A 25,369-nucleotide genomic window follows, 5' to 3' on the forward strand; every position below is an offset into this window, starting at 1 on the left:
ATCAGCCCTCTTGTGGTTGATGGGAAACCGGGGGAGGCGGTGCCTGGCGGGATGCCCGCCAGGCCTCGAAGCGTTCCTGCAGGCCCATCACGAACACGAAGAAAACGGGGACGAAGAAGATGGCCAGCACGGTCGCGCTGACCATGCCGCCGAACACGCCGGTGCCGATGGCGTGCTGGGTCTCGGCGCTGGCGCCCATGGCGATCATCAGCGGCACCACGCCCAGGCCGAAGGCCAGCGAGGTCATCAGGATCGGGCGCAGGCGCAGCCGGGCCGCGGTCACGGCCGACTCCACCAGCCCCTTGCCCTGCTCGCGCAACTGCTTGGCGAACTCGACAATCAGGATGGCGTTCTTGGCCGACAGGCCGATCACGGTGATCATGCCGACCTTGAAGAACACGTCGTTGGGCATGCCGCGCAGCAGCACCGCGAGCACCGCGCCGAGCAGGCCGAGGGGCACCACCAGCATGACCGACAGCGGAATGGCCCAGCTCTCGTACAGCGCGGCGAGCACCAGGAACACCACCAGCATCGACAGCGCCATCAGCATCGGCGCCTGCGCGGCTGACTGGCGCTCCTGCAGCGACTGGCCCGTCCAGGCAATGGCGAAGCCGGGCGGCAACTGCGCGGCCAGGCGCTCCATCTCGGCCATGGCCGCACCGCTGGAGGCGCCGGGCGCGGCGTTGCCGGAGATGCGCGCGGCCGGAAAACCCTGGAAGCGCACGAGCTGCAGCGGCGTCTCGCTCCAGACCGGTCTCACCACTTCGGACAACGGCACCATGCCGCCGCTGGCGTTGCGTACATACAGCTTGAGCACGTCGTCGATCTGCATGCGCGCCGGCGCGTCGGCCTGGATGATGACCTGCTGCATGCGCCCGGCATTGGGGAAGTCGTTGACGTACAGCGAACCGATCGCCGTGGACAGTGTCTCGCTGATGCTGGTGAACGCCACGCCCAGCGCTTCGGCCTTCTGCCGGTCGATGTCAAGGCGGATGCTGGTGCCGGCCGGCAGGCCGTCGGGGTAGACGCCGCTGACGATCCTGCTCTGCGCCGCCAGCTCGAGCAGTTTGGTCTCGGCCGCCTTGAGCGCGGCATCGCCCTGGTTGGCGCGATCCTGCAGGCGCAACGTGAAGCCCGAGCTGGTACCCAGTTCGTCGATGGCGGGCGGCAGCAGACTCATCACCGTGCCTTCCGTGGCGCCGGCCATGGCCTGCTGGGCCAGGCGCATTTCGTTCTGGGCCGTGGCGCCGTTGCGCGCGTCCCAGTCTTTCAGCATGGTGAAGGCCATCGCCGCGTTCGAGCCCGACCCCGAGAAGCCGAAGCCCACGATGGACATGTTGGACTGGATCGACGCACGGGAGGCCACATGCCGCTCGAATGCCTTGACCACGTCCAGCGTGCGTTCGGCCGTCGCGTCGGCGGGCAACTGGAAGGTGGTCATGAAGTAGCCCTGGTCCTCCTCCGGCAGGAAGGACGACGGCAGTTGCCTGAAGGCCAGGGCCAGGACCGCGGCGATTGCGCCGAACACCAGCATCACGCGGCCCGTGCGCGTCACCAGCTTCCCGACGCGCGCTGCATAGCCTTGCGTGATCCGGTCGAAACGGCGGTTGAACCAGCCGAAGACGCCGCGCTTCTCATGGTGGGCCGGATCGACCGGCTTGAGCAGCGTCGCGCACAGCGCCGGCGTCAGGGTGAGCGCGAGGAAGGCCGAGAACACGATGGATACCGCCATCGACAGCGTGAACTGCTGGTAGATCACGCCGACCGAGCCGCTGGCCAGGGCCATCGGAATGAACACCGCGGTCAGCACCAGGGTGATGCCGATCACCGCGCCGGTGATCTCCTTCATCGCCTTGATCGTGGCGTCCCTGGGCGACAGGCCCTCCTGGGCCATGAGGCGTTCGACGTTCTCCACCACCACGATGGCATCGTCCACGATGATGCCGATCGCCAGCACCATGCCGAACATGGTCAGCACGTTGATCGAGAAGCCCGAGGCCAGCATGATGGTGAACGTGCCGAGCAGCGCGATCGGCGCCACGATGGCCGGGATCAGCGTGTAGCGCACGTTCTGCAGGAACAGGTACATCACCAGGAACACCAGCACCATCGCTTCGATCAGCGTCTGGATGACCTTCTCGATCGAGATCTTGACGAAGGGGGCGGTGTTGAAGGGAATCGAGTAGCTCATGCCCGCCGGCATGGTCCTGCTCAGTTCCGCCATGCGCGCCTGCACGCCTTCGGCGGTGCGTACCGCGTTGGCGCCCGGCGCGAGTTGCACGGCAGCGGCGGTGGCGGCCTTGCCGTTCTCGCGGTTGATGAAGCCATAGGACTGCGCGCCGAGTTCGACCCGCGCGACGTCGCCCATGACGACCTTGGAGCCGTTGGCGTTGGCGCGCAGCACGATGGCGGCGAACTGCTCCGGCGTGGTCAGCTGTCCCTGCACCGTGAGCGGCACCGTCACGCGCTGGGCCGGCAGTGCCGGAGACGCGCCGACGCTGCCGGGCGCGATCTGTGCGTTCTGCTGGCTGATGGCCGCCGACAGGTCGTTCATCGACAGGCCATAGGCAATCAGCTTGGCCGGATCGACCCAGATGCGCATCGCCTGCTCGGCGCCGAACAACTGCACGCGGCCGACGCCTTCGATGCGCCGCAGTTCCTCGACGACGTTGCGCGCCATGTAGTCGCTCAACGCGGTTTCGTCGAAGCGGCCGTCATCGGATTGCAGGCCGATGATCATCAGGAAGCCGGACGATGCCGACTCCACGGTCAAGCCGTTCTGGCGCACCACCTGCGGCAGGCGCGGCTCGATGGCCTTGAGCTTGTTCTGCACGTCGACCTGCGCCATGGCCGGGTCCGTGCCCGGCTTGAAGGTGGCGACGATCGACGCCGAGCCCGACGTGTCGGACGAGGACTCGAAATACAGCAGGTTCTTGACGCTCGACAGCTCGCGTTCGATGAGGCTGATCACCCCGTCGTTCATGGTCTGCGGCGTGGCGCCGGGGTAGGTCGCGGAGAGATTGACGGTCGGCGGGGCGACCGAGGGGTAGCGCGCGATCGGCAGCTTCGGAATGGCGATCGCGCCCAGCAGGATGATGAACAGGGCGATGACCCAGGCGAAGACCGGGCGCCGGATGAAGAACTGTGGCATGGCAGGACGCTCTCCGTGGCTCAGCGCGCGGGGCCCGCGGGAACGGGCTCGGGAGACTTCCAGTCGTGCGCGGCGACCGCGGCGCCGTCGGAAAGACGCTCCATCCCCTCGACCACGATCTTCTGTCCGGCGCTGAGCCCCGCGCGGATGCGATAGCGGCGATCCGCCAGTTCGCCCAGCTCCACCGGCTTGAGGCGCGCGTGGCTGTTCGCGTCGAGCGTCCAGACCTGCGGTTGCCCGCCCACGCGCACCACCGCCTGCTGCGGCACCGTCAGCGCGTCGGTGTAGCGCGCATGCGGCACCCGCGCGCGCACGAACATGCCCGGGAGCAGTTGCCGCTGCGGATTGTTCACCAATACGCGCAGCAGGACGTCTCCGGTGCCGGCGTCGACGTTGATGCCGGAGAACAGGATGTGCCCCTTGGCCTCATACGGCTCGCCGTTGCTGCGCAGCACCGCCACCGGCAGGCCGTCGCCGGCGCCCGTCTTCTGCGTCGCCAGCGTCTGCCGCAGGGCCTCGAGCGAGGACGCCGGACGGCGCACGTCGACGTAGACCTGGTCGATCTGCTGGATGCGTGCCATCGGGTTGCTGTCGCCGCTGCTGACCAGCGCCCCCTCGGTGACCAGCGCCTGGTCGATGCGACCCGGGATCGGGGCCTCCACCGTGGCGAACTTCAGGTCGAGCTGTCGCCGCGCCAGCGTGGCGCGGGCCTGCTCCACATCGGCGGCGGTCTGGTCGCGCTGCGACACCGCGTCGTCGTAGGCCTGCTGGCTGACTGCATCGGCCTCGACCAGGGGCTGGAGCCGTGTCGTTTGCACCCGTGCGCGCGCCAGCGCGGCCTCGGCCCGCCGCAGGGCGGCGGCGGCCGTGTCCGCATCGGCCCGGAAGGGGGCCGGGTTGATCTGGAACAGCGGCTGGCCGGCGCGCACCTCGGTGCCTTGCTCGAACAGCCGGCGCTGCACGATGCCGCTGACCTGCGGCCGGATCTCGGCAACGCGCACCGCTGCCACGCGGCCGGGCAGGTCTTCAGTCAGTTCCAGGTGGGCAGGCGCCACGGTGGTGGTGGCAACCTCGGCCGCGGGCGGGGCGCTTTGCGGTTCGGATGGCCCGCAACCCGCCAGCATCGCCGCCAGCAGGACATGCACGCCGCCATGGCGGCGCAGTCGCTCGATCTTCATATGGATTCCTTCAGGCGCAGGCAGCCGGCTGCCGGCAAAGACAGCTGGCAGTCTGAATGTGCCCGATGGTGTTTCGGCTGAGCTAGTATGGAGATTCGATGGAGATACTGAATCAACGTGGAGCCGCCGCCGTGCCTGTCATGCCCCCACCGTCGGGCGCCGCCCAAAGCGCCCAGGCCTTGATCCTCATTGCCGAGGACGAGCCCGAGATCGCCGATATCCTCGCGGCGTATCTGGCACGCAGCGGCTTGCGCAGCGTGCACGCCGCCGACGGACGCGAGGCACTGGAACTGCACTTGTCCCTCAAGCCCGACCTTGTGCTGCTGGATGTGCAGATGCCCCACGTCGATGGCTGGAAAGCGCTTTCCGAGATCCGCCATCGGGGCGATACGCCCGTCATCATGCTGACGGCGCTGGACCAGGACATCGACAAGCTGATGGGGCTGCGCATCGGTGCGGATGACTATGTGGTCAAGCCCTTCAATCCGGCGGAAGTGGTGGCGCGCACGCAGGCGGTGCTGCGTCGGTCGATGTCCGGCACGGGTCGCCGCGATCAGCGCGTCTTGCGCGTGGCGCCGTTCCAGATCGACCTGGACAACCACGAAGCCACGGTGCAGCTTGGAAAGCAACGTCATGCCCTGGCATTGACGTTGACGTTGACCGAATTCAAGCTGCTGGCACAGTTGGCGCGTGCGCCCAAGCGGGTGTTCAGCCGCGCGGAACTGCTGGCCGCCTGCCTGCCGGAGGGCGACACCCTGGAGCGCACGGTGGACAGCCATATCAGCAAGCTGCGCAAGAAACTGGAAGACCTGGGCGTCAATGGCATGCCGGTCGGCGTTCGCGGTGTCGGCTACCGGCTCTGGAGCCTCGAATGAAACTGGCAGGGCTGAGCCGACAGATCGCGCTGTCGATGATGGCGATGGCGTTCGGCGTGACGTTGCTCGTCGTGCTGACGTCCTATGCGTTCTACTATCTGGCCATGACGTACTGGTCCCGCGACTTCTGCCAGGCGAGCTGGCTACCGACGGGGCCGGAGTGGGTGTGGCTGATCGCCACCACCCTGGCCGGTCTGGCGATGGCGATCGTCGTGGCGGTCAATCTGGCGCGCCGTATCCTGGTGCCGTTGAACTCGGTGGCCGACAGCCTTCGCCGGGTCGCCCGGGGCGATCTGGGCGTGCGTGCCATCGCGGGCGATCGCTCGTTGGGCGAGGCGGCCCTGCTCGCCGACGACTTCAACGCGCTGGCGGATCAGCTGCAACGCGTGACCGAAGAGCAGGTGTTCTGGAACGCTGCGATTGCCCACGAACTGCGCACGCCGGTCACCATACTGCGCGGACGCTTGCAGGGCCTGGCCGAAGGGGTCTTCACCCCCGATGAACCCCAGTTCCGCAGCCTGCTGACCCAGGTCGAAAGCCTGACCCGGTTGATCGAGGATCTGCGCGTGGTCAGCCTGGCGGAAAGCGGCCATCTGGACCTTCAGGTGCGGGAGTCCGACCTTGTCGCTGAAGTCAAAGCCGTCGTGGCGTTTTTTGGGGACGTGCTCCGCGCCGCGGGCCAGCACCCCGTCTTGGATCTGGAGGCGCGGCGCATGCGCTGCGATCCGGTCCGGATTCGGCAAGCGCTGCTGGCCCTGCTCGAAAACGTGCATCGGCATGCCGTGCCCGGTTCGATACGGATTCAGACGCGCATCGAACATGGAAGGTGCCATCTGCGTGTCGAGGACGATGGCCCGGGCATTCCCGCCGACTTCGCACCCCATGTCTTCGAGGCTTTCCGGCGCTCGGACGATGCGCGCTCGAGCGGAGGTGGGGGCAGCGGCCTGGGGCTGGCCGTGGTGGCTGCCATCGCGCATGCGCATGGTGGGCAGGCCATCTGCAGCCAGGCCGACGGCGGCGGCACGCTGTTCGAATTGCGCTGGCCCGAAGACTGCGGGCCAGCACCGCATCCGACCTGACCGCTGCCGGATCGCTCGCCGCGATCCGCGCGGATGCAACGGGTGGTCAGGCCGTCGTCGCCGAAGCGCCGGTCGGCGTGCGCAGCGCCTCGATATGGCCGAGGCGTCGGCGCGCCATCTCGAACTCCTTCGCGAAGCGCCTGACCAACTCCGCCGCCGGCACCACGCGCTTGACCGCGCCCACGCCCTGGCCGGCGCCCCAGATGTCCTTCCAGGCCTTGGCCTTGGCACCATCGCCCGAGCCGAAGTTCATCTTGCTCGGGTCCGACTCCGGTAGCGCGTCCGGGTCCAGGCCGGACGCCACGATGCTCTTGCGCAGGTAGTTGCCGTGCACGCCGGTGAACAGGTTGGTGTAGATGATGTCGCTGGCGGTGCTCTCCACGATGGCCTGCTTGTAGGCTTCGATCGCATTCGCCTCTTCGGTGGCGATGAAGGCCGAGCCCACGTAGGCCAGGTCCGCCCCGGCCGCCAGCGCCGCCAGGATGGCATTGCCGTTGGCGATGGCGCCCGACAGCAGCAGCGGGCCGTCGAACCACTCGCGGATCTCGTGGATCAGTGCGAACGGCGAGGTCGTGCCCGCATGGCCGCCCGCCCCGGCCGCCACCGCGATCAGCCCGTCCGCGCCCTTGTCGATCGCCTTCTTGGCGAAGGTGTTGTTGATGACGTCATGCAGCACGATGCCGCCATAGCTGTGCACCGCGTGGTTGACCTCCTCGCGCGCGCCCAGCGAGGTGATGACGATGGGCACCTTGTATTTCACGCACAGCGCCAGGTCGTGCTCGAGCCGGTCGTTGGACTTGTGCACGATCTGGTTGACGGCGAACGGTGCCGAGGGCTTGTCCGGATGCTGCGCATCGTATTCGGCCAGCGCCGTGGTGATGCGCTGCAGCCAGGTCTCCAGCAGCTCGGCCGGGCGCGCGTTCAGCGCCGGGAACGAGCCGACCACGCCGGCCTTGCACTGGGCGATCACGAGATCCGGATTGGAGATGATGAACAGCGGCGAGCCCACCACGGGCACGGACAGGCGGTTCCGCAGGATCGGCGGCAATGACATGGCACAAGTCTCCGTTGAGATCGATGGAATCGGGGCAGCGGGGCGGGCGCGCTCAGGCACCGGTCTTGAGCCGGCCGAGCTGGTCGCCCAGCTTCGCACCCATCGCGGCGCCGAGCGCTTGCAGGCCGGTGGCCGGGCGGACCATCACTTCGAACTCGATGATCTTGCCGTCGGCATCGAAGCGGATCATGTCGATGCCCTTGAGCGACTTGCCGGCAACGGCGGCGCTGAATTCGAGCACCACGCTCGCCCCGTCGTCGGTGGCGAAGCTGCGGTGGTAGCGGAACGCCTCGAAGACGGTGACGACGGTGCGCAGCACCAGCGCCGCGGCGTTGCGGCCGGGGTAAGGCGTGTGCGCCACCGGCGAGCGGAAGACGACGTCCTCGGCGAACAGCATGTCGAGCGCGTCCAGGTCGCCGCTCTCCAGCATGGCGTGCCAGGCGCCGAGCGTGGCTCGGGCAGGGGCGGCCAAACCGGCGGGAATCGGCTGGGTCAAGGTGTCTCCTTCGAACGGTTGATGCAACAGGTTGCATTCAATGTTAGGCAACATAGCATCCGGCAGCCCACTATGCAACTTGTTGCATAGTGGGCTGCTTCCAATTGAAAGGGACGGACCGGTCAGCCGTCGGCGTGGTCGGGGTGCTGTGCGCGCACCACGATGACGGTGCGGCGCGAGACCTTGACGGTGCGTTCGGCCACGCTGCCCAGCAGGATGCGCGCCAGGCCGCGCTTGCCCTGCGAGCCCACCACGATGGTGTCGGCCTGCCAGCGCACGGCCTCGTGCTCGAGCGCGCCGCCAATATCGTCGTCGCGATCGCCGAGCATCAGCACGCCGGTCTCGGCCGCGGTGCCGTCGGCATCGAACTTGCGCTGCAGTTCGGCCAGCGAGGCCGTGGCGGTACGGTGTTCTTCCTCGCGCAGTTGCTCGACGCTGTAAATACCGACACCTTCCGGCATGCGCGGCGAGCCGATCGCCCACACCACCCGCACGCGGCCGTCGAAGGCGCGGGCGAGGGCGGCGGCTTCGTCCACGGCCAGGCGGGCTTCGTGGCTGCCGTCGAAGGCGGCGAGGATGCGTTGGTGCATGGGGCGCTCCGGCGTAAGGGATGACGTCACTGTAGCAGGCCGTATCCGCGCTGCCGCGCGGGTGGGGGCCACGGTTTGCGTGCGGTCAACCCGGCGCGACGGCATGGGCGGGATGCGCCATCAGCCGGTCCAGCAGCGTCTGCGCCGCCACCCTGCACGCAGGCCTGCACCTTTCCCACAAGCCCGAGATTCGGCAACTTGCCGATCGTCGGAGCCAGCGCGTCCCAATTCCCCCTTCGCATGGCCAGTTCACGCCCGCTGACCGCGCCGATGTTGAGGCATTTCCTCGATGCGATGGAACGCCACTGGCGTCAGCGCGTGCGCGCGCCCCAGAGCAGATGCATCGATACGGTCGTTTTGCCTACCGGACATCGAAGGAATGATCTTTGCCATCCCCCAGGTTTCGTATCCAGAACGTGCGGGAAGCCTGGTGGGAGTGAAAATCCGCATCCACGAGCGGGGTGTTGCAGAGGTGATGGGCTTTCATTGTTGGCCGCGCATATGGCGAACTTCAACGATCACTTTGGTACTTGCCAGTTCATCAAGAACCACGTCGATTCCTGTCGCATTGCCCTGATCAAGATTGGCATCCCATTCGTCCAGCAGGATGTATTTGACATCCTCGATTGAGACGACCTCCTGCAGTGACGAGATCATTTGCTGCCCGGTTGAGAGTGCTTCATTGACACCTTCCCATGCCAAGCTGGCCTGGTTCGTGGGCATAAGGAAGCACCTGTTGCCAAACTGTTCTTTCAGCGCCAGCAGGGCGCTGGATTTTCCGCTGCCGTTCGGTCCGGTAATCCTGATGCGCCCATGTTCAACGTTGGAAACGTAATCAATGACCTGTGAGCTGCCTTGTACCTCGGAGCCATTGACATAGATCGTGCCGACGTGGTCCGCGCTGGCCGACCCGCTGTCGAGGGGCGTGTACACGGGAGCAAACAGGACTTCGAGCTTTGCTCGCATCGCAGAGAAGTCCAGCACCTTGTAGACCAGCGCACTCAGCGAGTTCAGTATGAGGAAGATACGGGTGAGGTTGACGACCACGGCGGCCACAACGGGCGCAGAGGCGCGCCCGTCGCGGAAGATCATGACGATCAAGAAGATCGTCGGCAACAGCGATGCACCGGCGAGAAGTAGGTTCCCTAGTTGCTTTCGTATTTGCAGCGCAATGGCGGCATTGTAGAAATTCCGTCCGGCCTCCTCCTTTCTGCGCCGCCAGATCGTCTCGTTATAGCTGTTCCCGAGCGCCACGTTATCCCATGCTTTATTGAGTGAATCCGTGTAAGTGAGATAGCGGATTTCGTAATCTGATGAGGATGCAGCGATCGTCTTCCTGAGTAGGAATATGAATCCAAGGCACAGCATGAAACTGGTGATATATCCCAGTGCCAGTTTGGATGGCAAAAGGAAAATGATGACGGCCATACTCAGTGAGCTGTTCAGTGTAAAGCTGACAAGATCATGTATGAACGTGATGTACTCTCTTAACACCGGCAGCGAGTTCCGCGCGAGGGTCGCGGTCACGCGTTCGCGTTGCGAAACGTTGCGATATTGAGCAACCTTTCCTCTGATTTGCTCGGAGAGCCGGCTCACAAATGCATGGTGCGCGTCGTTGATCCATCGCTGCAGGAAGACGAATGAGCCGCAGCCGGGAATGTAGGGCAGCGTCATGGCTGCCAGATAGAGGTATAGAAAGGGGAGGTAGTCCCCCCCGACTTGAAATCGTTCGATCGCCTGCGTCAAGAACACGGTTGAGGCCGCCACCAGGCTCTGATGCATGACGATCAGGGCGATGGAGATCCAGGCAACGCGGTGTCCGTAGATAACGGCCGGTCTGCTGGCGGTCGACCACTCCATGTGTCGCCTGCGATTGCCCTGCGGTTCTGACACCGGGGATGCCGGCCACTCTGCGTTTTGCATCTCAAGCCGTCGCCGCGGCGGATGTGCTCGCGCAGTCGTCATCCCTTTTTTCGCTGATGACAATCGCCTGTTGCTTGTCATCCCGCAACGAATCGTTGGAGAACAGGCCCCGCAATGCAACGACCATCCACGCGAGTTCGGTACTGTCAATGTCGACCGGGCGTTGGCCTAGCGTTGCGAGGAATGCACGATATCCCTTGCGCAGATGTTCGAGCGCGCTGTACTTCTTGCTGGCAGAAAATTGCAGGGTCCCTGTCAGGGGGAAAAGTGTCTCTATCTGTTGGGCCAGGCTGGTCTGCAAAACCATGATTGCTCCTATCCATGAAAGGGAGTCGGGATTAGATGAACTGCGTCCAGGCAAGTTGAGGGGTTAAAACCGAATCGGCGAGTGCCTGACCAACGTAGAGAGGTTGATGCCGAACGTCAAATATCGGATAAGACAATCAAAAGTTGAAAAATTTTCGGTGATTGAAAATCACATTATTTTGAATGGAATGATGTTATAAAAATAGAAAATTGGTTGATGGTGGACGTCGCCGTTGCTCCAGCGTCTGCTTTTCATGTCCACGCGCCCTCCGTCGCCCTCACGCTGCCTGGCAGCCGGCTCAGCCGACCGTGACCTCAAACAATTCAGGTGGGTTGCGGGGACAGAGGGCGGAAGCGGTCGCCTCGTCCGCCGGCAGGCTGCAAGCCCACACCGGATCGCGCGAAACGCTCGCCTTGCCACATATCCGGTGCAGGCGCTTGACCCTGAAGTTCCTTCAGGGTTTTGAATGACGGCAGACAACCCATCCTGCCTCTGCGATGACCTCTCACGACCACGCCCATGCCAAGCCCGCGCAGACCGGCTGCAGCGGTTGCTGCGGCCACGATCAACCGGCCGCGCGGGACACCGCTGTCCGCCCCGCGCCAGCGCCGCATCCCGGCCACGATCACGCGCACGATCCTCAGGCGGCCGCCGCCGCGGCCGATGCCGCCGCGCGGGCCCGCGCCTCCGGCCGCACCCGCCTGCGCATCGCGCAGATGGACTGCCCGACCGAGGAGCGGATGATCCGCGCCCGCCTCGGCAACGCCGAAGGCGTGGTCGCGCTGGATTTCAACCTGCTGGAGCGGCATCTCACCATCCACCACACCGTCGACGACGTCACGCCGTTCCTGGAAGCGCTGCGCGCCATCGGCATGGACGGCGAGGTGCTGGAGGCGCACGATCGCGCGGCGGCCGAGCCCGCGGCCGGGCCAGTAGGCGTGTCGCGCCGCGCCTGGCTGCTGGGGCTCGGCGGCGTGGCGGCGTTCGGCGCGGAGGCCATCGCCTGGTCGCTGGGCGATCATGCCTGGCCGGTGCTGGGGCTGGCGCTGGCCTCCATCGCGCTGGCGGGCGGCCAGACGCTGCGCAAGGGCTGGATCGCCCTGCGCGCGCTCGCGTTCAACATCCATTTCCTGATGGCCGTGGCCGTGATCGGCGCGCTGCTGATCGGCAAATGGGCCGAGGCCGCGATGGTGATCTTCCTGTTCGCCGTGGCCGAGGCCATCGAGGCGCGCGCGCTGGTCCGGGCCCGCGATGCCGTCCGCGCGCTGACGGCCATCGCGCCCGACACGGCGGAGGTGGCCGATGGGGCCGGCGGCTGGCGGGCGGCGGCGGTCGAGTCGGTCGCCATGGGCACGCGCCTGCGCGTGCGCACCGGCAGCCGCGTTCCGGTGGACGCGCGCATCGTCGCCGGCCGCGCCGCGCTGGACGAATCGCCCGTCACCGGCGAGAGCCTGCCGGTGGAAAAGGCCATCGGCGATAGCATCCTCGCCGGCACCATCGTCACCGATGGCGTGATCGAGGCCGAGGCCACGGCGGTCGCCGCCGATAGCACGCTCGCCCGCATCGCCGCGGCCATCCAGGAAGCGCAGGCGCAGCGCGCGCCGACCCAGCGCTTCGTCGACACGTTCGCGTCCCTCTACACGCCCGCGATGATGCTGCTCGCGCTGGCCGTCGCCGTGATCGGCCCGCAGGTGACGGCCGACGGCTGGTTCGCGTGGACCTATCGCGCGCTTGTGCTGCTGGTGATCGCCTGCCCGTGCGCGCTGGTGATCTCCACCCCGGTCACCGTGGTCAGCGGGCTGGCGGCGGCCGCGCGGCGCGGCATCGTCGTCAAGGGCGGCGTCTATCTGGAAAGCGGCCGGCGCCTGCGCGCGCTGGCGCTCGACAAGACCGGCACCCTGACCGCCGGCCGCCCGGTGCTGGATACGGTGGCGCTGCCCGACGGCACGCGCCGCGCGGTGACGGCACTGAATGCCGCGACCGATGCCGCCCAGCTGCGGGCGCTGGGCGTGGCCGCGGCGCTGGATGCCCATACCACGCACCCGATTGCCCTGGCGATCGTGCAGGCCGCCGCCGCGCACGGGGCGGCGCAGACGCGTGGCGTCGATGACCTGTCCGTGCTGCCCGGCCGCGGCGTCGCGGGCACGCTCGACGGCGTGCGCTGGCATCTGGGCAACGCCGCGCTCGTCGCTGAACGCGGCTTCGATACGCCGGCCTGGCGTCAGGCCGCCGAGCGGCTGCAGGCCGAGGGCATGTCGGCGGTCACGCTGTGCGATGCGAGCGGCGCGGTGGCGCTCTTCGGCGTGCGTGACCGCGAGCGCGCGGAAAGCGCCGAGGCCATCGCCGGCCTGCGTGCCCTGCACGTGCATCCGGTCATGCTGACCGGCGACGACCGCCGCGCCGCGCAGGCCATTGCCCGGGCAGTCGGCATCGACGCCGTGCATGCCGAGCAGTTGCCGGCCGACAAGCAGCGCGTGGTCGGCGAGCTGGCCGCGCAATACGGTTTCGTCGGCATGGTCGGCGATGGCATCAACGACGCGCCGGCCCTGGCCCGCGCCGACATCGGCTTCGCGATGGGCGCGGCCGGCACGGCCACCGCCCTCGAGGCCGCCGACGTCGCCATCATGGACGACGACCCGCGCAAGCTGGGCACCTTCATCCGCATCAGCCGGCGCACCGTGGCCGTGCTGCGCCAGAACATCGCGCTCGCGCTGGGCATCAAGGCCGTCTTCCTCGCCCTGGCCGTGGCGGGCGAGGCGACGCTGTGGATGGCGATCTTCGCCGATGTGGGTGCGAGCCTGCTGGTGGTGTTCAACGGGCTGCGGGTGATGCGCGCGCGTGCTTGAGCGCGCGCGCATCGGTTGCGCTCAGCGCGGGCCGCGTATGGCGGCGTTCGGGTAGGTGATGCCGTGAAATGCGGCGCGTATCGCACGCGCATGCGGACGCGCCGGGCCGCAGAAAAGTGGGGCGTCGTCAGCGATGCACGCCGCGGATATGCCGATGCGCGTGCTCCGCATCCGCATGGTCGGCATGGTGATCGGCGCCCCTGGCCGGCAGCGGCTCTTCGTGCAGCGACTGCAGCACGCCGCACTCCGCCACGGAGGCGGCCGTGGTGCACCGCTGCCCGATCGCCTCGATCTGGCGCTTGAGCTCGGTCAGCTCGGCGATGCGGGCTTCGACATGGCGCAGGTGCTCGTCGAGCAGGCGGTTGATTTCCTTGCACGACGCCTGGGGGTTGGCCTGCAGCTCCATCAGCCGCCGGATTTCGGCGTGCGCCATGTCGAGCGACCGGCACTTGGCGATGAAGGCCAGCTGCTCGGCATGCTCGGGCGTGTAGACGCGGTAGTTGTTGGCGGCGCGCGCCGGCGGGGGCAGCAGGCCCTGCGCTTCGTAGAAGCGGATGGTTTCGATGCTGACGCCGGTGCGCTGTGCGAGTTCGCCGATTTTCATGATGAGGCGTGGCTTGGCGGGACAACCCTCAAGCATACGCCTTACGCCTTACAGGGCGGCGAGCAGCTCCTTCTGCTGCGCCGAGGAGAGCGGGGCGGCGCCGGCCACTTCGAGGCAGGCCTTCTTGCACTGCTCGCAGGCTTCGGCGCACTTGCGGCAATGGCCTTCAGCGTGATGGACGCATTCCTCCATGGTCTGCTGGCAGATCTCGGCGCAGTCTTCCAGCAGCAGCTCGGCGAATTCGCTGTTGCGCTCCAGGAAGTCGCGTGCGAGCGCGCAGAACCTGGCGCAGTCGGTACACAGGCTGACACAGCGGCCCATGGCTTCGGCATGCCCGTTCTTGCCGCATTCCGTCGCGCAATACGCGCAGGCGGTTTCGCAGGCGTGGAGCGCTTGGATCACACTGGCAAAACGCTTGGCATTCTCCTTCGCGGTCGGACGATGAATCATCTCGGTTCTCCTGGCAGTGGAGTCACACGCATGCGCGCGACGAAACGGATGCGCACCCGGGCGACGCCCGGGCGGCATGCTTTCAATGTAGCAACTCACCGCCGACTGCGGGGATAAACCTGAGTGATCAGGCAAGCTCCATGGAAGGCGCCATGCCGCGCCGCAGCAGGCTTTGACCCGGCTGCGCCTGCGCGTGGCGCGCCGCCAGCCGGTTCACGCCGCCCACCACCGCGCGGATCGATGCGGTCGTCAGGTTCGCGTCGATGCCCACGCCGAACACGCTGCCGGCCACGCCCGGCGCGGCCAGTTCCGCGAAGGCGATGGCATCGGCGTTCGCGCCCTGGCCCAGTGCACGCTCTTCGTAGTGGTGGATCGACACCGGCGCCGCCAGCACCGCGGCCAGCGCCTGCACCAGCGCATCCAGCGGCCCGTTGCCCACGCCTTCGCAGACGTGCTCGCGGTCGGCGATGTTGACGACCAGGCGGATGTGCTGGCTGCCGTCATCACGCTCCGCGAGCCGGTGCGACACGTAGCCGATCGGCCCGTCGGCCCGCAGATAGGTCTCCTGGAACAGCGCCCAGATGTCGGCGGCGGTGGCTTCGCGGCCGCTGGCATCGGTCAGCTGCTGCACGGTGCTGCTGAACTCCACCTGCAGCCGGCGCGGCATCGCGATGCCATAGCCGCTTTCCAGCAGATAGGCGATGCCGCCCTTGCCCGACTGGCTGTTGACGCGAATGATCGAATCGTAGGTGCGGCCCACGTCGGCCGGGTCGATCGGCAGATAGGGCATTTCCCAGATGGCATCCGGCTTCTGCACTGCAAAGCCTTTCTTGATGGCGTCCTGGTGCGAGCCCGAGAACGCGGTGAAGACCAGGTCGCCCACGTACGGATGGCGCGGGTGCACCGGCAGCTGCGTGCAGTCTTCGCACGTGCGCGCCACGTCGTTGACGTGCGAGAAGTCCAGCCCCGGATCGATGCCCTGCGAATACAGGTTGAGCGCCAGCGTGACCAGGTCCACGTTGCCGGTGCGCTCGCCGTTGCCGAACAGGCAGCCTTCCACGCGGTCGGCGCCGGCCATCACCGCCAGCTCGGCCGCCGCGACCGCCGTGCCGCGGTCGTTGTGCGGGTGCACGGAGAGGAGGATCGAATCGCGCCGCGCCAGGTGGCGATGCATCCATTCGATCTGGTCGGCGTAGACGTTGGGCGTGGCCATCTCCACCGTGGCCGGCAGGTTGAAGATGATCTTGTGCGCGGGCGTCGGGTCCCACGCCTCGGTGACGGCGTTGCAGACCTCCAGCGCAAAGTCCAGCTCGGTGCCGCTGAAGACCTCCGGGCTGTATTGATACGTCCACTGCGTCTCGGGCATCGACTCGGCGATCTCGCGGATCAGCTTCGCGCTCTCCACGGCGATGCGCTTGACGCCTTCGCGGTCGGTGTTGAACACCGTGCGGCGGAACACCGGCGAGGTCGCGTTGTAGACGTGGATGATCGCGCGCCGGGCGCCGCGCAGCGATTCCATGGTGCGGCGGATCAGGTCCTCGCGCGCCTGCGTCAGCACCTCGATGGTCACGTCATCGGGGATGTGTCCGCCTTCGATCAGCTCGCGCACGAAGTCGTAGTCGGTCTGGGAGGCGGCGGGGAAGGCGGCTTCGATTTCCTTGAAGCCGATCTGCACGAGCATCTTGAACATGCGCATCTTGCGCTCGGCGTTCATCGGCTCGAACAGGGCCTGGTTGCCGTCGCGCAGGTCCGTGCTCATCCAGATCGGCGCACGGGTGAGGGTCTTGGACGGCCAGGTGCGATCGGGCAGGGCGATCGGCGGGAACGGGCGGTACTTGGTGGCGGGGTGCTTCAGCATGGCGAGTGTGTCCTGTGAGATCGGAATCGGTTGCATACAGCGGGGACGCTTGCGTGCGCGGCGTCCGGCGTGGCCGGGAGCGGGCTGCGGGGGCGGCCAGACAGCCACGGGCGCGTGGTCTGGCAACCGGTCGGTAGTCGTAGCGACAGCGGGGTCGGGATCGGGGCGGACATGGAAGGCTCCAGAACGGCGCGCGGACTGCGCCACGCGAGGCCCATCGCGGCGACGGGCCGATCAAACACCGGAACGAAGGGGAAATGGGGATCTACGCGCTTACACGCGTAGCAGATGTAGGACGGCGGATAGCAGACCGTGCCCGCACACGGACGTGCGGGCGAGGCGGTGAAGAGGGGTGGTCTGCCGGGAAGCCATCCGGCGATAGTGCCGGGGGCTGCGATGGGTTGTCAAGCGCCGGGGCTTGCGCTCAGGCGGCGGGGCTGGCCACGCTGATGACCTCCGGCCGCTCCGGTTGCACCAGCGGCTTCAGGTTCCGTCCGCCGTAGAACATCTCGGCGGCGTTCTTGCACAGCCGCCGGTAGAAGTCATCGGCCTCCGCAACCGTGTATCCGGCCCCGACAAAACAGCCGCGCGCGATTTCCTGCAGCGTATGCCGGATCCCGCCCGCGTTGTCGTATACGGCATTGAGGCACGCGATGAGGACGATGACCTCGTCTCTGGACAGACGTTCCCGGCCGCTCATGAGTCGCGCGTGGTTCAGGCATGAGGTGGCATTGAGGCTCGTGAACGAGTCGCCGAGCCCCGAGCAGTCTTCAAACCCGTTGCCTTGCTCGTTCAGCTTGAAATGCGACAGGGGCGTGTATTGCAGGTCCGCCACGTGCAGGTTGTTGATGCTCTTGATCGTTTCGGGGTCTTTCCTGAGGATGTGCTCCTGCCACCAGATATCGGTGTGCTGCAGCATCGGCCCCAGGAGGCTGGTGTTGCGCCGGGCCCAGCCCATGTCCAAATCTTCCTGATACGGCGGCCGGGTCAGCTCGATCTTGTCGGCTTCCGCCTTGCTTGCCAGGCCGTGTCGATACAGGTCCGCCAGCACGACCGATTCGGCATTGCCCCAGTTTTCGTCGTCGGCGTAGGCCTGCCGGTAGATCAGCAGGAGCTGGCCGGCGGCGAACTGGGCTTCGGCGCTCAGCGTGTCGCCGCGCTCGAGCAAGGCCTCCAGGGTCTCCACGCATTGCTTGGGCGTGACGCCGTTCTCTCCCCGCGTGGCCTCGAAGAAATGATCCCAGCCCTCGGCCACGAACGGATGGGTCGCCGAGCGCGAGGTGTAGCCGAAGGAGCCGGTTTCTTCGTTGCGGACCCCGATCAGGGAGTATTTGTTTTTCCGGTCATACGCCGCGCTCTGGGTCAGGTCGAGATTCTTGGGGAGCTTGGTGGGATTGAATTGTTCCACCGCTTCTTTTTTGACGTGAGTGCCCTTGAGGCACTGAACGTTGTTCGACATCAAGGCATGGGCCGCCTTGGAGTCCACCAGGCGCGAGAGATAGACCCGCGTGGCGACGCGATAATCCGTCATGGTGACGAAATGATTTTCGCCGCACAGCCTGAAGGGATTGACCGATTTGTTATGCGCCCTCTGCTCGACGGGGGTGCGGCTCTGGTAGATCTGGTAGTTCTCTTCCGCCTCCGGTCGGGCCTTGTCGAGCCGTTCGTCGCTGGTGAAGCCATATTTGCTGTCATGCAGCGCGGTCGTCGACAGAAAGAAATGGTTGGCGATCGTGTCATAGGTGTAGGCCATCGCGCCGGCACCCAGAATGCCTTTCATGACGCGGGAGCCGAATTGGGAAAAACCGCTTCTCTGGCCTTCCGAGGCGGTTTTCGGCGCCTTGGGCAATGGGGCGGACCGCTCACGTGCGGTCTGGACACTGCGCAGTGGCGCTCGAGTTTCGTTGATATGTTGTGTTACTGATCCGATGGCATGGAAGAGGTTTTTTGGGATTTTTGGCATATTGAGAAAGGCTCGCTGGGCGCTGAGAGAATGGATTATTTTTTGGATATTTTGTTCTGTGAGCGAACAGTATTGGTCGTGAATCGGGTTGGATGACGCACCGGCGAAAATTGGTATCCGTTCGCGAATTCGGGATGTGTGTTGTCGGGGGATGTGGCGCCTGTGTGGGTGGGAATGAGCAGCCGTCCGCGCCACGTGAGCGGCCCGGAAAAGCGCGCTGCGGCGCTGGACTCCGCTGCCGGTAAAGCGCCGTGCGCGGCGTTGGACGCTGCCCAGTTTGCCGGGCCAATGGGAGGCATGGCTTGCCCGCATCGCCACGCCAGCCGCCCGGTGCGGCGCGCGAGTCTCCCGCGCTTGCCGGCCGGCCCGGGGGGGCCGGCAAGGCCGTCCGTTTGGCCGTCTGCAGAATTCTATGAACCTGCTTTAATACATCCGGTCCGCACCGCCACGCCGCGATGTTGCGAACGCCATAACGATAACGGTGCGACATCCCACCCGCGCCGCAAGGAGACAACCGCCATGGTGACGTTGACTATCAACGGCCGGCCGGTGGAGGTCGACGCCGACCCGTCGACCCCGCTGCTCTGGGCATTGCGCGACAACCTTGGCCTGACCGGCACCAAGTTCGGTTGCGGCGTCGCGTCATGCGGGGCCTGCACCGTCCATCTGAACGGGCAGCCCACGCGCAGCTGCGTGCTGCCGATCTCCGCCGCGGTCGGCGCGCAGATCACCACCTCCGAGCACATCGCCGACGACAAGATCGGCAAGGCTGTGCTGGCGGCCTGGATCAAGCATGACGTGGCGCAGTGCGGCTACTGCCAGAGCGGCCAGATGATGAGCGCCGTCGGTTTGCTGCGCAGCAAGAAGACGCCGACGGACGCCGACATCGACAGTGCCATGGCCGGCAACCTGTGCCGTTGCGCCACGTACCAGCGCATCCGCGCCGCCATCCACGACGCGGCCAGGTCGCTGGCGTAAGCCCACCGGAGAACAGACGATGCGAATCCGCAATCTCGAAGCGCTGGCGGGTGGCGGCGCTCACGATCCGGCCGCGCCGGCTTGCGCCGATGCCAGCGTCGCGACGCTCGACCGTCGCAGCTTTCTGAAACTCACCGCGCTGGCCGGCGGCGGCTTCGCGCTCGGCGTGGCGCCGATGCTGGCGGGCGCGCAGGACGCGGCGGCCAAGCCGCCGTCGCCGCCGCAGGCCTTCCTGGTCATCGCGCCGGACAATACGGTGACCGTGGCCGTCAACCGGCTCGAGTTCGGCCAGGGCGTGCACACGGCCCTGCCGATGGCCCTGGCCGAGGAGCTCGACGTCGATTGGCGTAACGTCCGCGCGACGCTCGCGCCGGCCGGCGATCCGTATAAAGACCCGCTCTTCGGCATCCAGCTCACCGGCGGCTCGACCGCGCTCAACCATTCGTTCGCGCAATACCGCGAGCTTGGGGCGCGCGCCCGCGCGATGCTGATCGCGGCGGCGGCCGAGCGCTGGAAGGTGGGCCCGTCCGCGTGCCGCACGGCCAACGGCGTGGTCATCGCCGGCAGCCGCCGCGCGACCTACGGCGAGCTCGCGCAGGCCGCGATGGCGCTGCCGGTGCCCCGGCAGGTCGCGCTCAAGAACCCGTCGCAGTTCCGCATCGTCGGCAAGCCGACGCCGCGGCTGGATGCGCGTGCCAAGCTCGACGCATCGCTCAAGTTCGGCATCGATACGCGCCTGCCCGACATGAAGGTGGCGGTGGTGGCACGCCCGCCGCGCTTCGGCGGCAAGGTGGCCAAGTACGACGCCGCCGCGGCCAAGGCCGTCAAGGGTGTGGTCGACGTCGTGCCGATCCAGACCGATCGCGGCGGCACGGGCGTGGCGGTCATCGCCGACGGCTACTGGCCCGCCAAGCAGGGCCGAGACGCGCTGCAGGCGACGTGGGACGACGCGGGTTCGCGCGTGTCCTCCGCCGCGCTGATGCGCGAATACAAGACGCTCGCCGACCAGCCCGGCACCGTGGCCAAGGCCGCCGATGTCGGCGCCATCCAGTCGGCCGCCAAGCGCATCCGCGCGGACTACGAGTTTCCGTATCTCGCGCACGCGCCGATGGAGCCGCTCAACTGCACGATCGATCTGCAGAGCGCGGGCGGCAAGGTCAGCGGGGCCAAGGTGTGGGTCGGCACGCAGTTCCAGACGGTCGATCAGGGCGCGCTTGCCAAGGCGCTCGGGATTGCACCCGAGAAGGTCGAGCTGAACACGATGATGGCGGGCGGCGGCTTCGGCCGGCGCGCGGTCCCGACGTCGGACTACCTGGTGGAGGCGGCCAACGTCGCCAAGGCCTATGCGGCGGCCGGCCACAGCGGTCCGGTCAAGGTGATCTGGAGCCGCGAAGACGACATCCGCGGCGGCTACTACCGCCCGATGCATCTGCACCGCGTCGATATCGGCCTGGACGGCGGCGGCAAGGTGCTGGGCTGGAATCATGTGATCGTCGGGCAATCGATCACGAAGGGCACGCCGTTCGAGTCCTATATGCTCAAGAACGGCGTGGACGCCACCATGACCGAGGGCGTGATCGAGAACGACTACGGCTTCCCGATGCAGGTGTCGGTGCATCACCCCGACGTGGACGTGCCGGTGCTGTGGTGGCGCTCGGTCGGCCATACCCACACGGCGTTCGTGATGGAGACGCTGGTCGACGAGGTCGCGCACGCCGCCGGGCAGGACCCGGTGGCCTATCGCCTGGCGCGCTTCACCGACAAGGAACACGAGCGCCATCGCCAGGCGCTGCGGCTTGCCGTCGACAAGTCCGGCTACGGCAAGCGCAAGCTGCCGAAGGGGCAGGCGTGGGGCGTGGCGGTGCATGCGTCGTTCGAATCGGTGGTGGCTTATGTCGTGGAAGTGTCGATCGACCAGGGCAAGCCGCGCGTGCACCGCGTCACAGCGGGCGTGCATGCCAACCGCGTGATCAATCCGATGGGCGCGCAGGCGCAGATCCAGGGCGGCTGCGTGTTCGGCCTGGCGATGATCGCGCCGGGCTTTGCCATCGAGATCGAGAACGGCGCCGCCAGGAACAGCAACTTCCCCGATTTCCCGCCCGTGCGCATGCCGGATGCGCCGCCGGTGGACGTGTTCTTCGTGCCCTCCGACGACAACCCGACCGGCCTCGGCGAACCCGGCGTGCCGCCGATCGCGCCGGCCGTCGCCAACGCCGTGTTCGCGCTGACCGGCAAGCGGCTGCGCAAGCTGCCGTTCGACACGGTGTAGCCGGTTCGACGCGATGCGATCATGGCCGGCATGCAGCGATGCGTGCCGGCCTTTTTCCTTCCGCGGCGCGCTGCTTGCGCCCCGGATCAGCCCTTGCTCCCACGGAGTCCGCCATGGCCCTGAACATCCTGTACACCGCGCATGCCACCGCCACCGGCGGCCGCAACGGCCACACGCAGACCGCGGACGGCCAGGTCTCGCATGACCTGTCGATCCCCAAATCGATGGGCGGCCCCGGCAAGCCTGGCACGACCACACCGGAAGACCTGTTCGCCGCCGGCTATGCCGCCTGCTTCGGCTCGGCCTGCGATTTCGTCGCCAAGAGCGTGCTCAAGCTGAATCCGGGCAGCATCGAGATCCTGTGCGACGTGGGCATCGGCACCCGTCCGGAAGGCGGCTTCGGGCTGAAGGTGGGGCTGACCGCGCGCATCGGCGGCCTGTCCAGTGCCGACGCGCAAGCGCTGGTGGCCAAGGCGCACGAAGTCTGTCCGTACTCCAACGCCACGCGCAACAACGTCGAGGTGACGCTGAAGACGGAGGTCGCCTGATGCGGAGGTCGCCTGTCGTCGGCGTGCTGCTGGCCGCGGGCCGCGGCAGCCGCTTCGATCCGGACGGCACGGTCAACAAGCTGCTGGCCGCGTTGCCGGACGGCACGCCGGTCGCCGTCCAGGCCGCGCGGCATCTGCGCGCGGTGCTGGACGACGTGGTGGCCGTGGTGCCGGCCGGCACGCACGGTGCCGAGGTTGAGCGCCTGGCCGCGCTGCTCGCCGAAGCCGGTTGCGAGGTTCTGCGCTGCACACGCGCGGCGCGCGGCATGGGGGCGAGCCTGGCCGCCGGCGTCGCGGCGCGCCCCCACGCCGGCGGCTGGATCATCGCCCTGGCCGACATGCCATGGCTGGCTCCCCACACCATCGCCCGGGTTGCCCAGGCGCTGGACGCGCACCATTGCGTCGCGCCGTTCCACCAGGGCCGGCGCGGGCATCCGATCGGCTTCGGCGCGGACTATTTCGCCGGCCTCGCCGCGCTCGACGGCGATGAGGGCGCGCGCGCGCTGATCGACCCGGCCCGGCTGATCCGACTCGACGTCGGGGATGCCGGCACGCTGCGCGATGTCGATACGCCCGCTGACGTCTGCGGCGCTTGATGACTTCCGGGTAGCGTTCCGCGGGCGTTCGCCGATCGAGCGGGGCAGGATTCGGTGCAAATCAATGGCCTCGCTGGCGAGGTCGACACAAGCCATCCTCGCGGCCAGTGTAGGGGATCAATTTGCACTATGAAACTTCAAAGTACACTTTGAGATAAAAGAAACGCCAGGATGGACCTGGCGAGGCGCGTTAGAAATGGGTTTCGATTTCCAGCTCGGGTAGCAGCAGTGACGGGTCTTCGTCTTCGATGTGGGTCTTGATCTTTCGAGCGACGTTCAGATGTTGACGCAGAAAGGCGGCCGCTTCTTCTCGTTGTCCGTGCTCGAGCAGATCAAGAAGCTTCAGGTGTTCTTCGCACTGTTGGATGAGGCGCTGACGGTCCGTGTTTGCCTTGTACTCAATCAGGCGGCGTTGCTGGTTCTGTCGGACCAGTGCGTCAATGAAGTTGGGATTGCGCGAGCAGCGAATGATCGTTTCATGGAACTGCGATCCGATCTCAAACAGCTCCGCGCGGGTCAGGGTAAAGATCTCGCCCGCGAGCATGGCTTCTTGCTTGGCGCGCGCTTTGGCCAACGCCGGCTTGTCGAGGCGGAACGTCGGCTCCAGGATCGCCGCTGGCTCGATCGCCATCCGGAAACGGTAGCTGGCATTGTGGGCGTCTGCGTTCGAGAGAAAGGGCGTGACGCGCCAACCCCGGCCGGTTTTCCTCTCCAGCAAACCTTCCCGGAACATACGAGCCAGCACCTGCTTCAGCAAGCCACGGCCAGCCCCATAGCGCATCAGTAGCGCGCGCTCGCTGAACTCCGAGCCCACCGTGCCGGCCAGAAGATCTTCGGCAAGTTGCTGATACAGCTCGTCGACGTTCGACGACGGTTCCCCCTCGTCGTCCACAAGCTCAGCGGGGGCCTGTACGAGAAAGTAACCGCGGCCGGGCTCATTGGTCAGAATGCCCTGCTTGGCCAGCAGTTCGAATGCACGGCGAACCGGCGTGCGGGACACCTCAAGCGCTTCGCAAAAGATGCGCTCCGGCAGATGCGAGCCGACTTCAATCTTGCGGTCCTTCAGCACTTGGACGAGGCGGCTCGCGATCAGAGGGGCGAGGGGCTCGCTAGCTTTGGTGTTCATGCTGAGCAATCAGGGAAAGTTCTAGGGCGGTGGTCTCGGTCTGATACGACGCGCCATTCATGGCCCAGAGAATAGCCCGGAATCCTAGGCGTTGCAGGCACAAGAGGACATTCTTGGGGCAGCGAATCGTTCCGTAGGTCGTGTCAGGAAAATCAAAATGTGATTCAAGCACACCGATGCCTCTGACGGTCCGTGCATCGCGATGATGCCGGACCAGATCAGCGCTTGATCTGGGAGCTACATGCTCCAGCATGCCATCCGGTTGGATTTCAAGTACCAGAAGAAGACGAAACTTACGCGGCTTGGATTGCCTTCGCCACGAGTTGGCCGAAGGCCTTGCAGCCGCAGTTGCCGCCCAGATCCGGGGTACGCGTGGCCGGGTTCTCCAGAACCGCGTCCACGGCAGCCTCCATGGCCTGGGCAGCCGCAAGGTAGGCCGGGTTCTGGTGGTGCTCGCCCATCCACTGGATCAGCATGGCGACCGAGAGGATCATCGACACCGGGTTGGCCTTGTCCTGACCGGCGATGTCGGGTGCCGAGCCGTGCTGGGCCTGAGCGCAGCAGTGGGTGTCGCTGGCCATCATCGAGCCGGCAAGGCCCAGGCTGCCCGACAGTTCGCTGGCCAGATCGCTGATGATGTCGCCATAGAAGTTGGTGGCGACCAGCACGTCGAAACGCTCGGGCGCGCGAACCAGGTGGGCGGTCGACGCATCGACGAGCAGATCGTCAAGGCGTACTTCCGGGAAGTCCCGGGCGACGTCGCGCACACACTCGAGGAACAGGCCATCGGTCATGTGGAAGCTGTTCGCCTTGTGGATGGCGGTCACCTTCTTCTTGCGCTTCATCGCCAGCTCGAACGCGCGACGGGCGATGCGCTCGCTGCAATGGCGGGTGATCTTGCGCAGCGAGATGGCCATATCGGGGCTGGGCATCAGTTCCGCCCAGCCTTTGGTCATGTTGCGATCGGGGTAGAAGCCTTCCGTGGCCTCGCGCATGATCACCAGGTCCATGGTCCGGCCTTCGCGCATGTTCGAGGTCAGGAACGGGCGGGTGCGTGCGGGACGCACGTTCGCGTACAGGTCCAGGCCGATGCGGAAGCCGGCGGACACGTTGCGCCCGCCCTTGTCCGGGGCGGGATAGTCTGCGTGCGACTGCGTGCCGAGAATGACGCCGTCGTAGGTCTTGGCCTTCGCCAGCACCTCGTCGCGCAGCGTGGTGCCGTACTTCTCCAGGCTGGTGAAGCCGACGTCGTCATAGTCGAACGCCAGGTCCAGCTTGAACACGCTGTCGGCCGACCTCAGCACCTCCATGGCGGCTCCTACGATCTCCGGGCCAATGCCGTCACACGGCAGAACAAGGATTCTCATTACGCAATCTCCGAAATACGCACATGTCGGCACCAACTGCCGGGATGGTTTCAGTGTAGCGACAAATCGTACTATGTCAACGCGAAATACAATTAATGCGACTCGGGTTTC

The 25,369-nt window shown here is 66.5% G+C and carries 21 protein-coding genes; 7 read left to right on the forward strand and 14 right to left on the reverse strand.

Going from position 1 to position 25,369, the window contains the following annotated elements:
• Position 1 precedes the first annotated feature (1 nt).
• Together GO999_RS23540 and GO999_RS23545 are read right to left on the reverse strand one after the other, a co-directional pair.
• On the reverse strand, positions 2-3,151 hold the full coding sequence (locus GO999_RS23540; RefSeq protein ID WP_211906957.1) for a multidrug efflux RND transporter permease subunit: 3,150 nt from the start codon (positions 3,149-3,151) through the stop codon (positions 2-4).
• Positions 3,152-3,171: 20 nt separating this feature from the next.
• A complete protein-coding gene (locus GO999_RS23545) occupies positions 3,172-4,329 on the reverse strand; it encodes an efflux RND transporter periplasmic adaptor subunit (RefSeq protein WP_071011809.1) in 1,158 nt (385 codons plus the stop codon).
• A gap of 98 nt (positions 4,330-4,427) precedes the next feature.
• On the opposite strand from GO999_RS23545, the gene GO999_RS23550 reads away from it, so the two are divergent.
• Both GO999_RS23550 and GO999_RS23555 read left to right on the forward strand, forming a co-directional pair.
• Positions 4,428-5,204 carry a response regulator gene (locus GO999_RS23550; RefSeq protein ID WP_118872556.1) on the forward strand — a complete coding sequence of 259 codons (777 nt, stop codon included), beginning with the start codon at positions 4,428-4,430 and terminating at the stop codon, positions 5,202-5,204.
• Complete coding sequence (locus tag GO999_RS23555) at positions 5,201-6,283, forward strand: ATP-binding protein (protein WP_016724366.1); 1,083 nt, start codon at positions 5,201-5,203, stop codon at positions 6,281-6,283. Before GO999_RS23550 ends, GO999_RS23555 begins: the two co-directional genes overlap by 4 nt.
• 46 nt (positions 6,284-6,329) lie before the next feature.
• On the opposite strand, the gene GO999_RS23560 is transcribed toward GO999_RS23555, so the two are convergent.
• The 6 genes from GO999_RS23560 to GO999_RS23585 form a co-directional block, all read right to left on the reverse strand.
• On the reverse strand, positions 6,330-7,337 hold the full coding sequence (locus GO999_RS23560) for an NAD(P)H-dependent flavin oxidoreductase (RefSeq protein WP_028854055.1): 1,008 nt from the start codon (positions 7,335-7,337) through the stop codon (positions 6,330-6,332).
• Between the two features lie 52 nt (positions 7,338-7,389).
• Entirely contained in the window at positions 7,390-7,833 is a 444-nt protein-coding gene (locus GO999_RS23565) for a nuclear transport factor 2 family protein (protein WP_023470109.1), read from the reverse strand.
• A gap of 122 nt (positions 7,834-7,955) precedes the next feature.
• On the reverse strand, positions 7,956-8,423 hold the full coding sequence (locus GO999_RS23570; RefSeq protein ID WP_016724363.1) for a universal stress protein: 468 nt from the start codon (positions 8,421-8,423) through the stop codon (positions 7,956-7,958).
• Between the two features lie 249 nt (positions 8,424-8,672).
• Positions 8,673-8,816, reverse strand: coding sequence for a hypothetical protein (locus tag GO999_RS24910; protein ID WP_023470108.1), 144 nt, complete (start codon positions 8,814-8,816; stop codon positions 8,673-8,675).
• A gap of 90 nt (positions 8,817-8,906) precedes the next feature.
• Positions 8,907-10,283: an ATP-binding cassette domain-containing protein gene (locus GO999_RS23580; protein ID WP_232111423.1), complete on the reverse strand. Its 1,377-nt coding sequence runs from the start codon at positions 10,281-10,283 to the stop codon at positions 8,907-8,909.
• Between the two features lie 64 nt (positions 10,284-10,347).
• A complete protein-coding gene (locus tag GO999_RS23585; RefSeq protein ID WP_211906958.1) occupies positions 10,348-10,653 on the reverse strand; it encodes a hypothetical protein in 306 nt (101 codons plus the stop codon).
• A gap of 497 nt (positions 10,654-11,150) precedes the next feature.
• Here GO999_RS23585 and GO999_RS23590 point away from each other — a divergent pair, with 497 nt between their 5' ends.
• Positions 11,151-13,499, forward strand: coding sequence for a heavy metal translocating P-type ATPase (locus GO999_RS23590; protein WP_211906959.1), 2,349 nt, complete (start codon positions 11,151-11,153; stop codon positions 13,497-13,499).
• 127 nt (positions 13,500-13,626) lie between these two features.
• Here GO999_RS23590 and cadR read toward each other — a convergent pair whose 3' ends face one another.
• From cadR to xopAG, 4 genes are all read right to left on the reverse strand, one after another.
• The gene (gene cadR / locus GO999_RS23595; protein WP_016724358.1) at positions 13,627-14,103 is read right to left on the reverse strand and encodes a Cd(II)/Pb(II)-responsive transcriptional regulator; all 477 of its coding nucleotides are present in this window, start codon (positions 14,101-14,103) and stop codon (positions 13,627-13,629) included.
• A gap of 48 nt (positions 14,104-14,151) precedes the next feature.
• Positions 14,152-14,553, reverse strand: coding sequence for a four-helix bundle copper-binding protein (locus tag GO999_RS23600; protein WP_011003633.1), 402 nt, complete (start codon positions 14,551-14,553; stop codon positions 14,152-14,154).
• A gap of 127 nt (positions 14,554-14,680) precedes the next feature.
• Positions 14,681-16,411 (reverse strand): 2-isopropylmalate synthase, encoded by a 1,731-nt coding sequence (gene leuA, locus GO999_RS23605; protein WP_019719177.1) that lies wholly within the window; start codon positions 16,409-16,411, stop codon positions 14,681-14,683.
• A 424-nt stretch (positions 16,412-16,835) separates the two neighbouring features.
• Positions 16,836-18,191 (reverse strand): XopAG/AvrGf1 family type III secretion system effector, encoded by a 1,356-nt coding sequence (xopAG, locus tag GO999_RS23610; protein ID WP_211906960.1) that lies wholly within the window; start codon positions 18,189-18,191, stop codon positions 16,836-16,838.
• Between the two features lie 702 nt (positions 18,192-18,893).
• Here xopAG and GO999_RS23615 point away from each other — a divergent pair.
• The 4 genes from GO999_RS23615 to GO999_RS23630 all read left to right on the forward strand — a co-directional run bounded on the left by GO999_RS23615 (position 18,894) and on the right by GO999_RS23630 (position 22,765).
• Positions 18,894-19,352, forward strand: a complete 459-nt coding sequence (locus GO999_RS23615) for a (2Fe-2S)-binding protein (RefSeq protein WP_064047925.1) — start codon at positions 18,894-18,896, stop codon at positions 19,350-19,352.
• Between the two features lie 19 nt (positions 19,353-19,371).
• Positions 19,372-21,621 carry a xanthine dehydrogenase family protein molybdopterin-binding subunit gene (locus GO999_RS23620; protein ID WP_211906961.1) on the forward strand — a complete coding sequence of 750 codons (2,250 nt, stop codon included), beginning with the start codon at positions 19,372-19,374 and terminating at the stop codon, positions 21,619-21,621.
• A 113-nt stretch (positions 21,622-21,734) separates the two neighbouring features.
• Positions 21,735-22,169 (forward strand): organic hydroperoxide resistance protein, encoded by a 435-nt coding sequence (locus tag GO999_RS23625; RefSeq protein ID WP_011003638.1) that lies wholly within the window; start codon positions 21,735-21,737, stop codon positions 22,167-22,169.
• Entirely contained in the window at positions 22,169-22,765 is a 597-nt protein-coding gene (locus tag GO999_RS23630; protein WP_211906962.1) for a nucleotidyltransferase family protein, read from the forward strand. Before GO999_RS23625 ends, GO999_RS23630 begins: the two co-directional genes overlap by 1 nt.
• 190 nt (positions 22,766-22,955) lie before the next feature.
• Here GO999_RS23630 and GO999_RS23635 read toward each other — a convergent pair whose 3' ends face one another.
• Positions 22,956-23,891 carry a GntR family transcriptional regulator gene (locus GO999_RS23635; protein WP_043898014.1) on the reverse strand — a complete coding sequence of 312 codons (936 nt, stop codon included), beginning with the start codon at positions 23,889-23,891 and terminating at the stop codon, positions 22,956-22,958.
• A gap of 293 nt (positions 23,892-24,184) precedes the next feature.
• The gene (locus GO999_RS23640; RefSeq protein WP_043898015.1) at positions 24,185-25,258 is read right to left on the reverse strand and encodes an isocitrate/isopropylmalate dehydrogenase family protein; all 1,074 of its coding nucleotides are present in this window, start codon (positions 25,256-25,258) and stop codon (positions 24,185-24,187) included.
• Positions 25,259-25,369: the final 111 nt, after the last annotated feature.

The sequence above is a fragment of the Ralstonia nicotianae genome (assembly GCF_018243235.1).
In the GTDB taxonomy this organism is placed as follows: Bacteria; Pseudomonadota; Gammaproteobacteria; order Burkholderiales; family Burkholderiaceae; genus Ralstonia; species Ralstonia nicotianae.

Coding starts and splice junctions, on each gene's coding strand:
- GO999_RS23540 (WP_211906957.1), bottom strand. CDS start 3,151: ATGCCACAGTTCTTCATCCGGCGCCCGGTCTTCGCCTGGGTCATCGCC.
- GO999_RS23545 (WP_071011809.1), bottom strand. CDS start 4,329: ATGAAGATCGAGCGACTGCGCCGCCATGGCGGCGTGCATGTCCTGCTG.
- GO999_RS23550 (WP_118872556.1), top strand. CDS start 4,428: ATGGAGATACTGAATCAACGTGGAGCCGCCGCCGTGCCTGTCATGCCC.
- GO999_RS23555 (WP_016724366.1), top strand. CDS start 5,201: ATGAAACTGGCAGGGCTGAGCCGACAGATCGCGCTGTCGATGATGGCG.
- GO999_RS23560 (WP_028854055.1), bottom strand. CDS start 7,337: ATGTCATTGCCGCCGATCCTGCGGAACCGCCTGTCCGTGCCCGTGGTG.
- GO999_RS23570 (WP_016724363.1), bottom strand. CDS start 8,423: ATGCACCAACGCATCCTCGCCGCCTTCGACGGCAGCCACGAAGCCCGC.
- GO999_RS24910 (WP_023470108.1), bottom strand. CDS start 8,816: ATGGCAAAGATCATTCCTTCGATGTCCGGTAGGCAAAACGACCGTATC.
- GO999_RS23580 (WP_232111423.1), bottom strand. CDS start 10,283: ATGGAGTGGTCGACCGCCAGCAGACCGGCCGTTATCTACGGACACCGC.
- GO999_RS23585 (WP_211906958.1), bottom strand. CDS start 10,653: ATGGTTTTGCAGACCAGCCTGGCCCAACAGATAGAGACACTTTTCCCC.
- GO999_RS23590 (WP_211906959.1), top strand. CDS start 11,151: ATGACCTCTCACGACCACGCCCATGCCAAGCCCGCGCAGACCGGCTGC.
- cadR (WP_016724358.1), bottom strand. CDS start 14,103: ATGAAAATCGGCGAACTCGCACAGCGCACCGGCGTCAGCATCGAAACC.
- GO999_RS23600 (WP_011003633.1), bottom strand. CDS start 14,553: ATGATTCATCGTCCGACCGCGAAGGAGAATGCCAAGCGTTTTGCCAGT.
- leuA (WP_019719177.1), bottom strand. CDS start 16,411: ATGCTGAAGCACCCCGCCACCAAGTACCGCCCGTTCCCGCCGATCGCC.
- xopAG (WP_211906960.1), bottom strand. CDS start 18,191: ATGAAAGGCATTCTGGGTGCCGGCGCGATGGCCTACACCTATGACACG.
- GO999_RS23615 (WP_064047925.1), top strand. CDS start 18,894: ATGGTGACGTTGACTATCAACGGCCGGCCGGTGGAGGTCGACGCCGAC.
- GO999_RS23620 (WP_211906961.1), top strand. CDS start 19,372: ATGCGAATCCGCAATCTCGAAGCGCTGGCGGGTGGCGGCGCTCACGAT.
- GO999_RS23625 (WP_011003638.1), top strand. CDS start 21,735: ATGGCCCTGAACATCCTGTACACCGCGCATGCCACCGCCACCGGCGGC.
- GO999_RS23630 (WP_211906962.1), top strand. CDS start 22,169: ATGCGGAGGTCGCCTGTCGTCGGCGTGCTGCTGGCCGCGGGCCGCGGC.
- GO999_RS23635 (WP_043898014.1), bottom strand. CDS start 23,891: ATGAACACCAAAGCTAGCGAGCCCCTCGCCCCTCTGATCGCGAGCCGC.
- GO999_RS23640 (WP_043898015.1), bottom strand. CDS start 25,258: ATGAGAATCCTTGTTCTGCCGTGTGACGGCATTGGCCCGGAGATCGTA.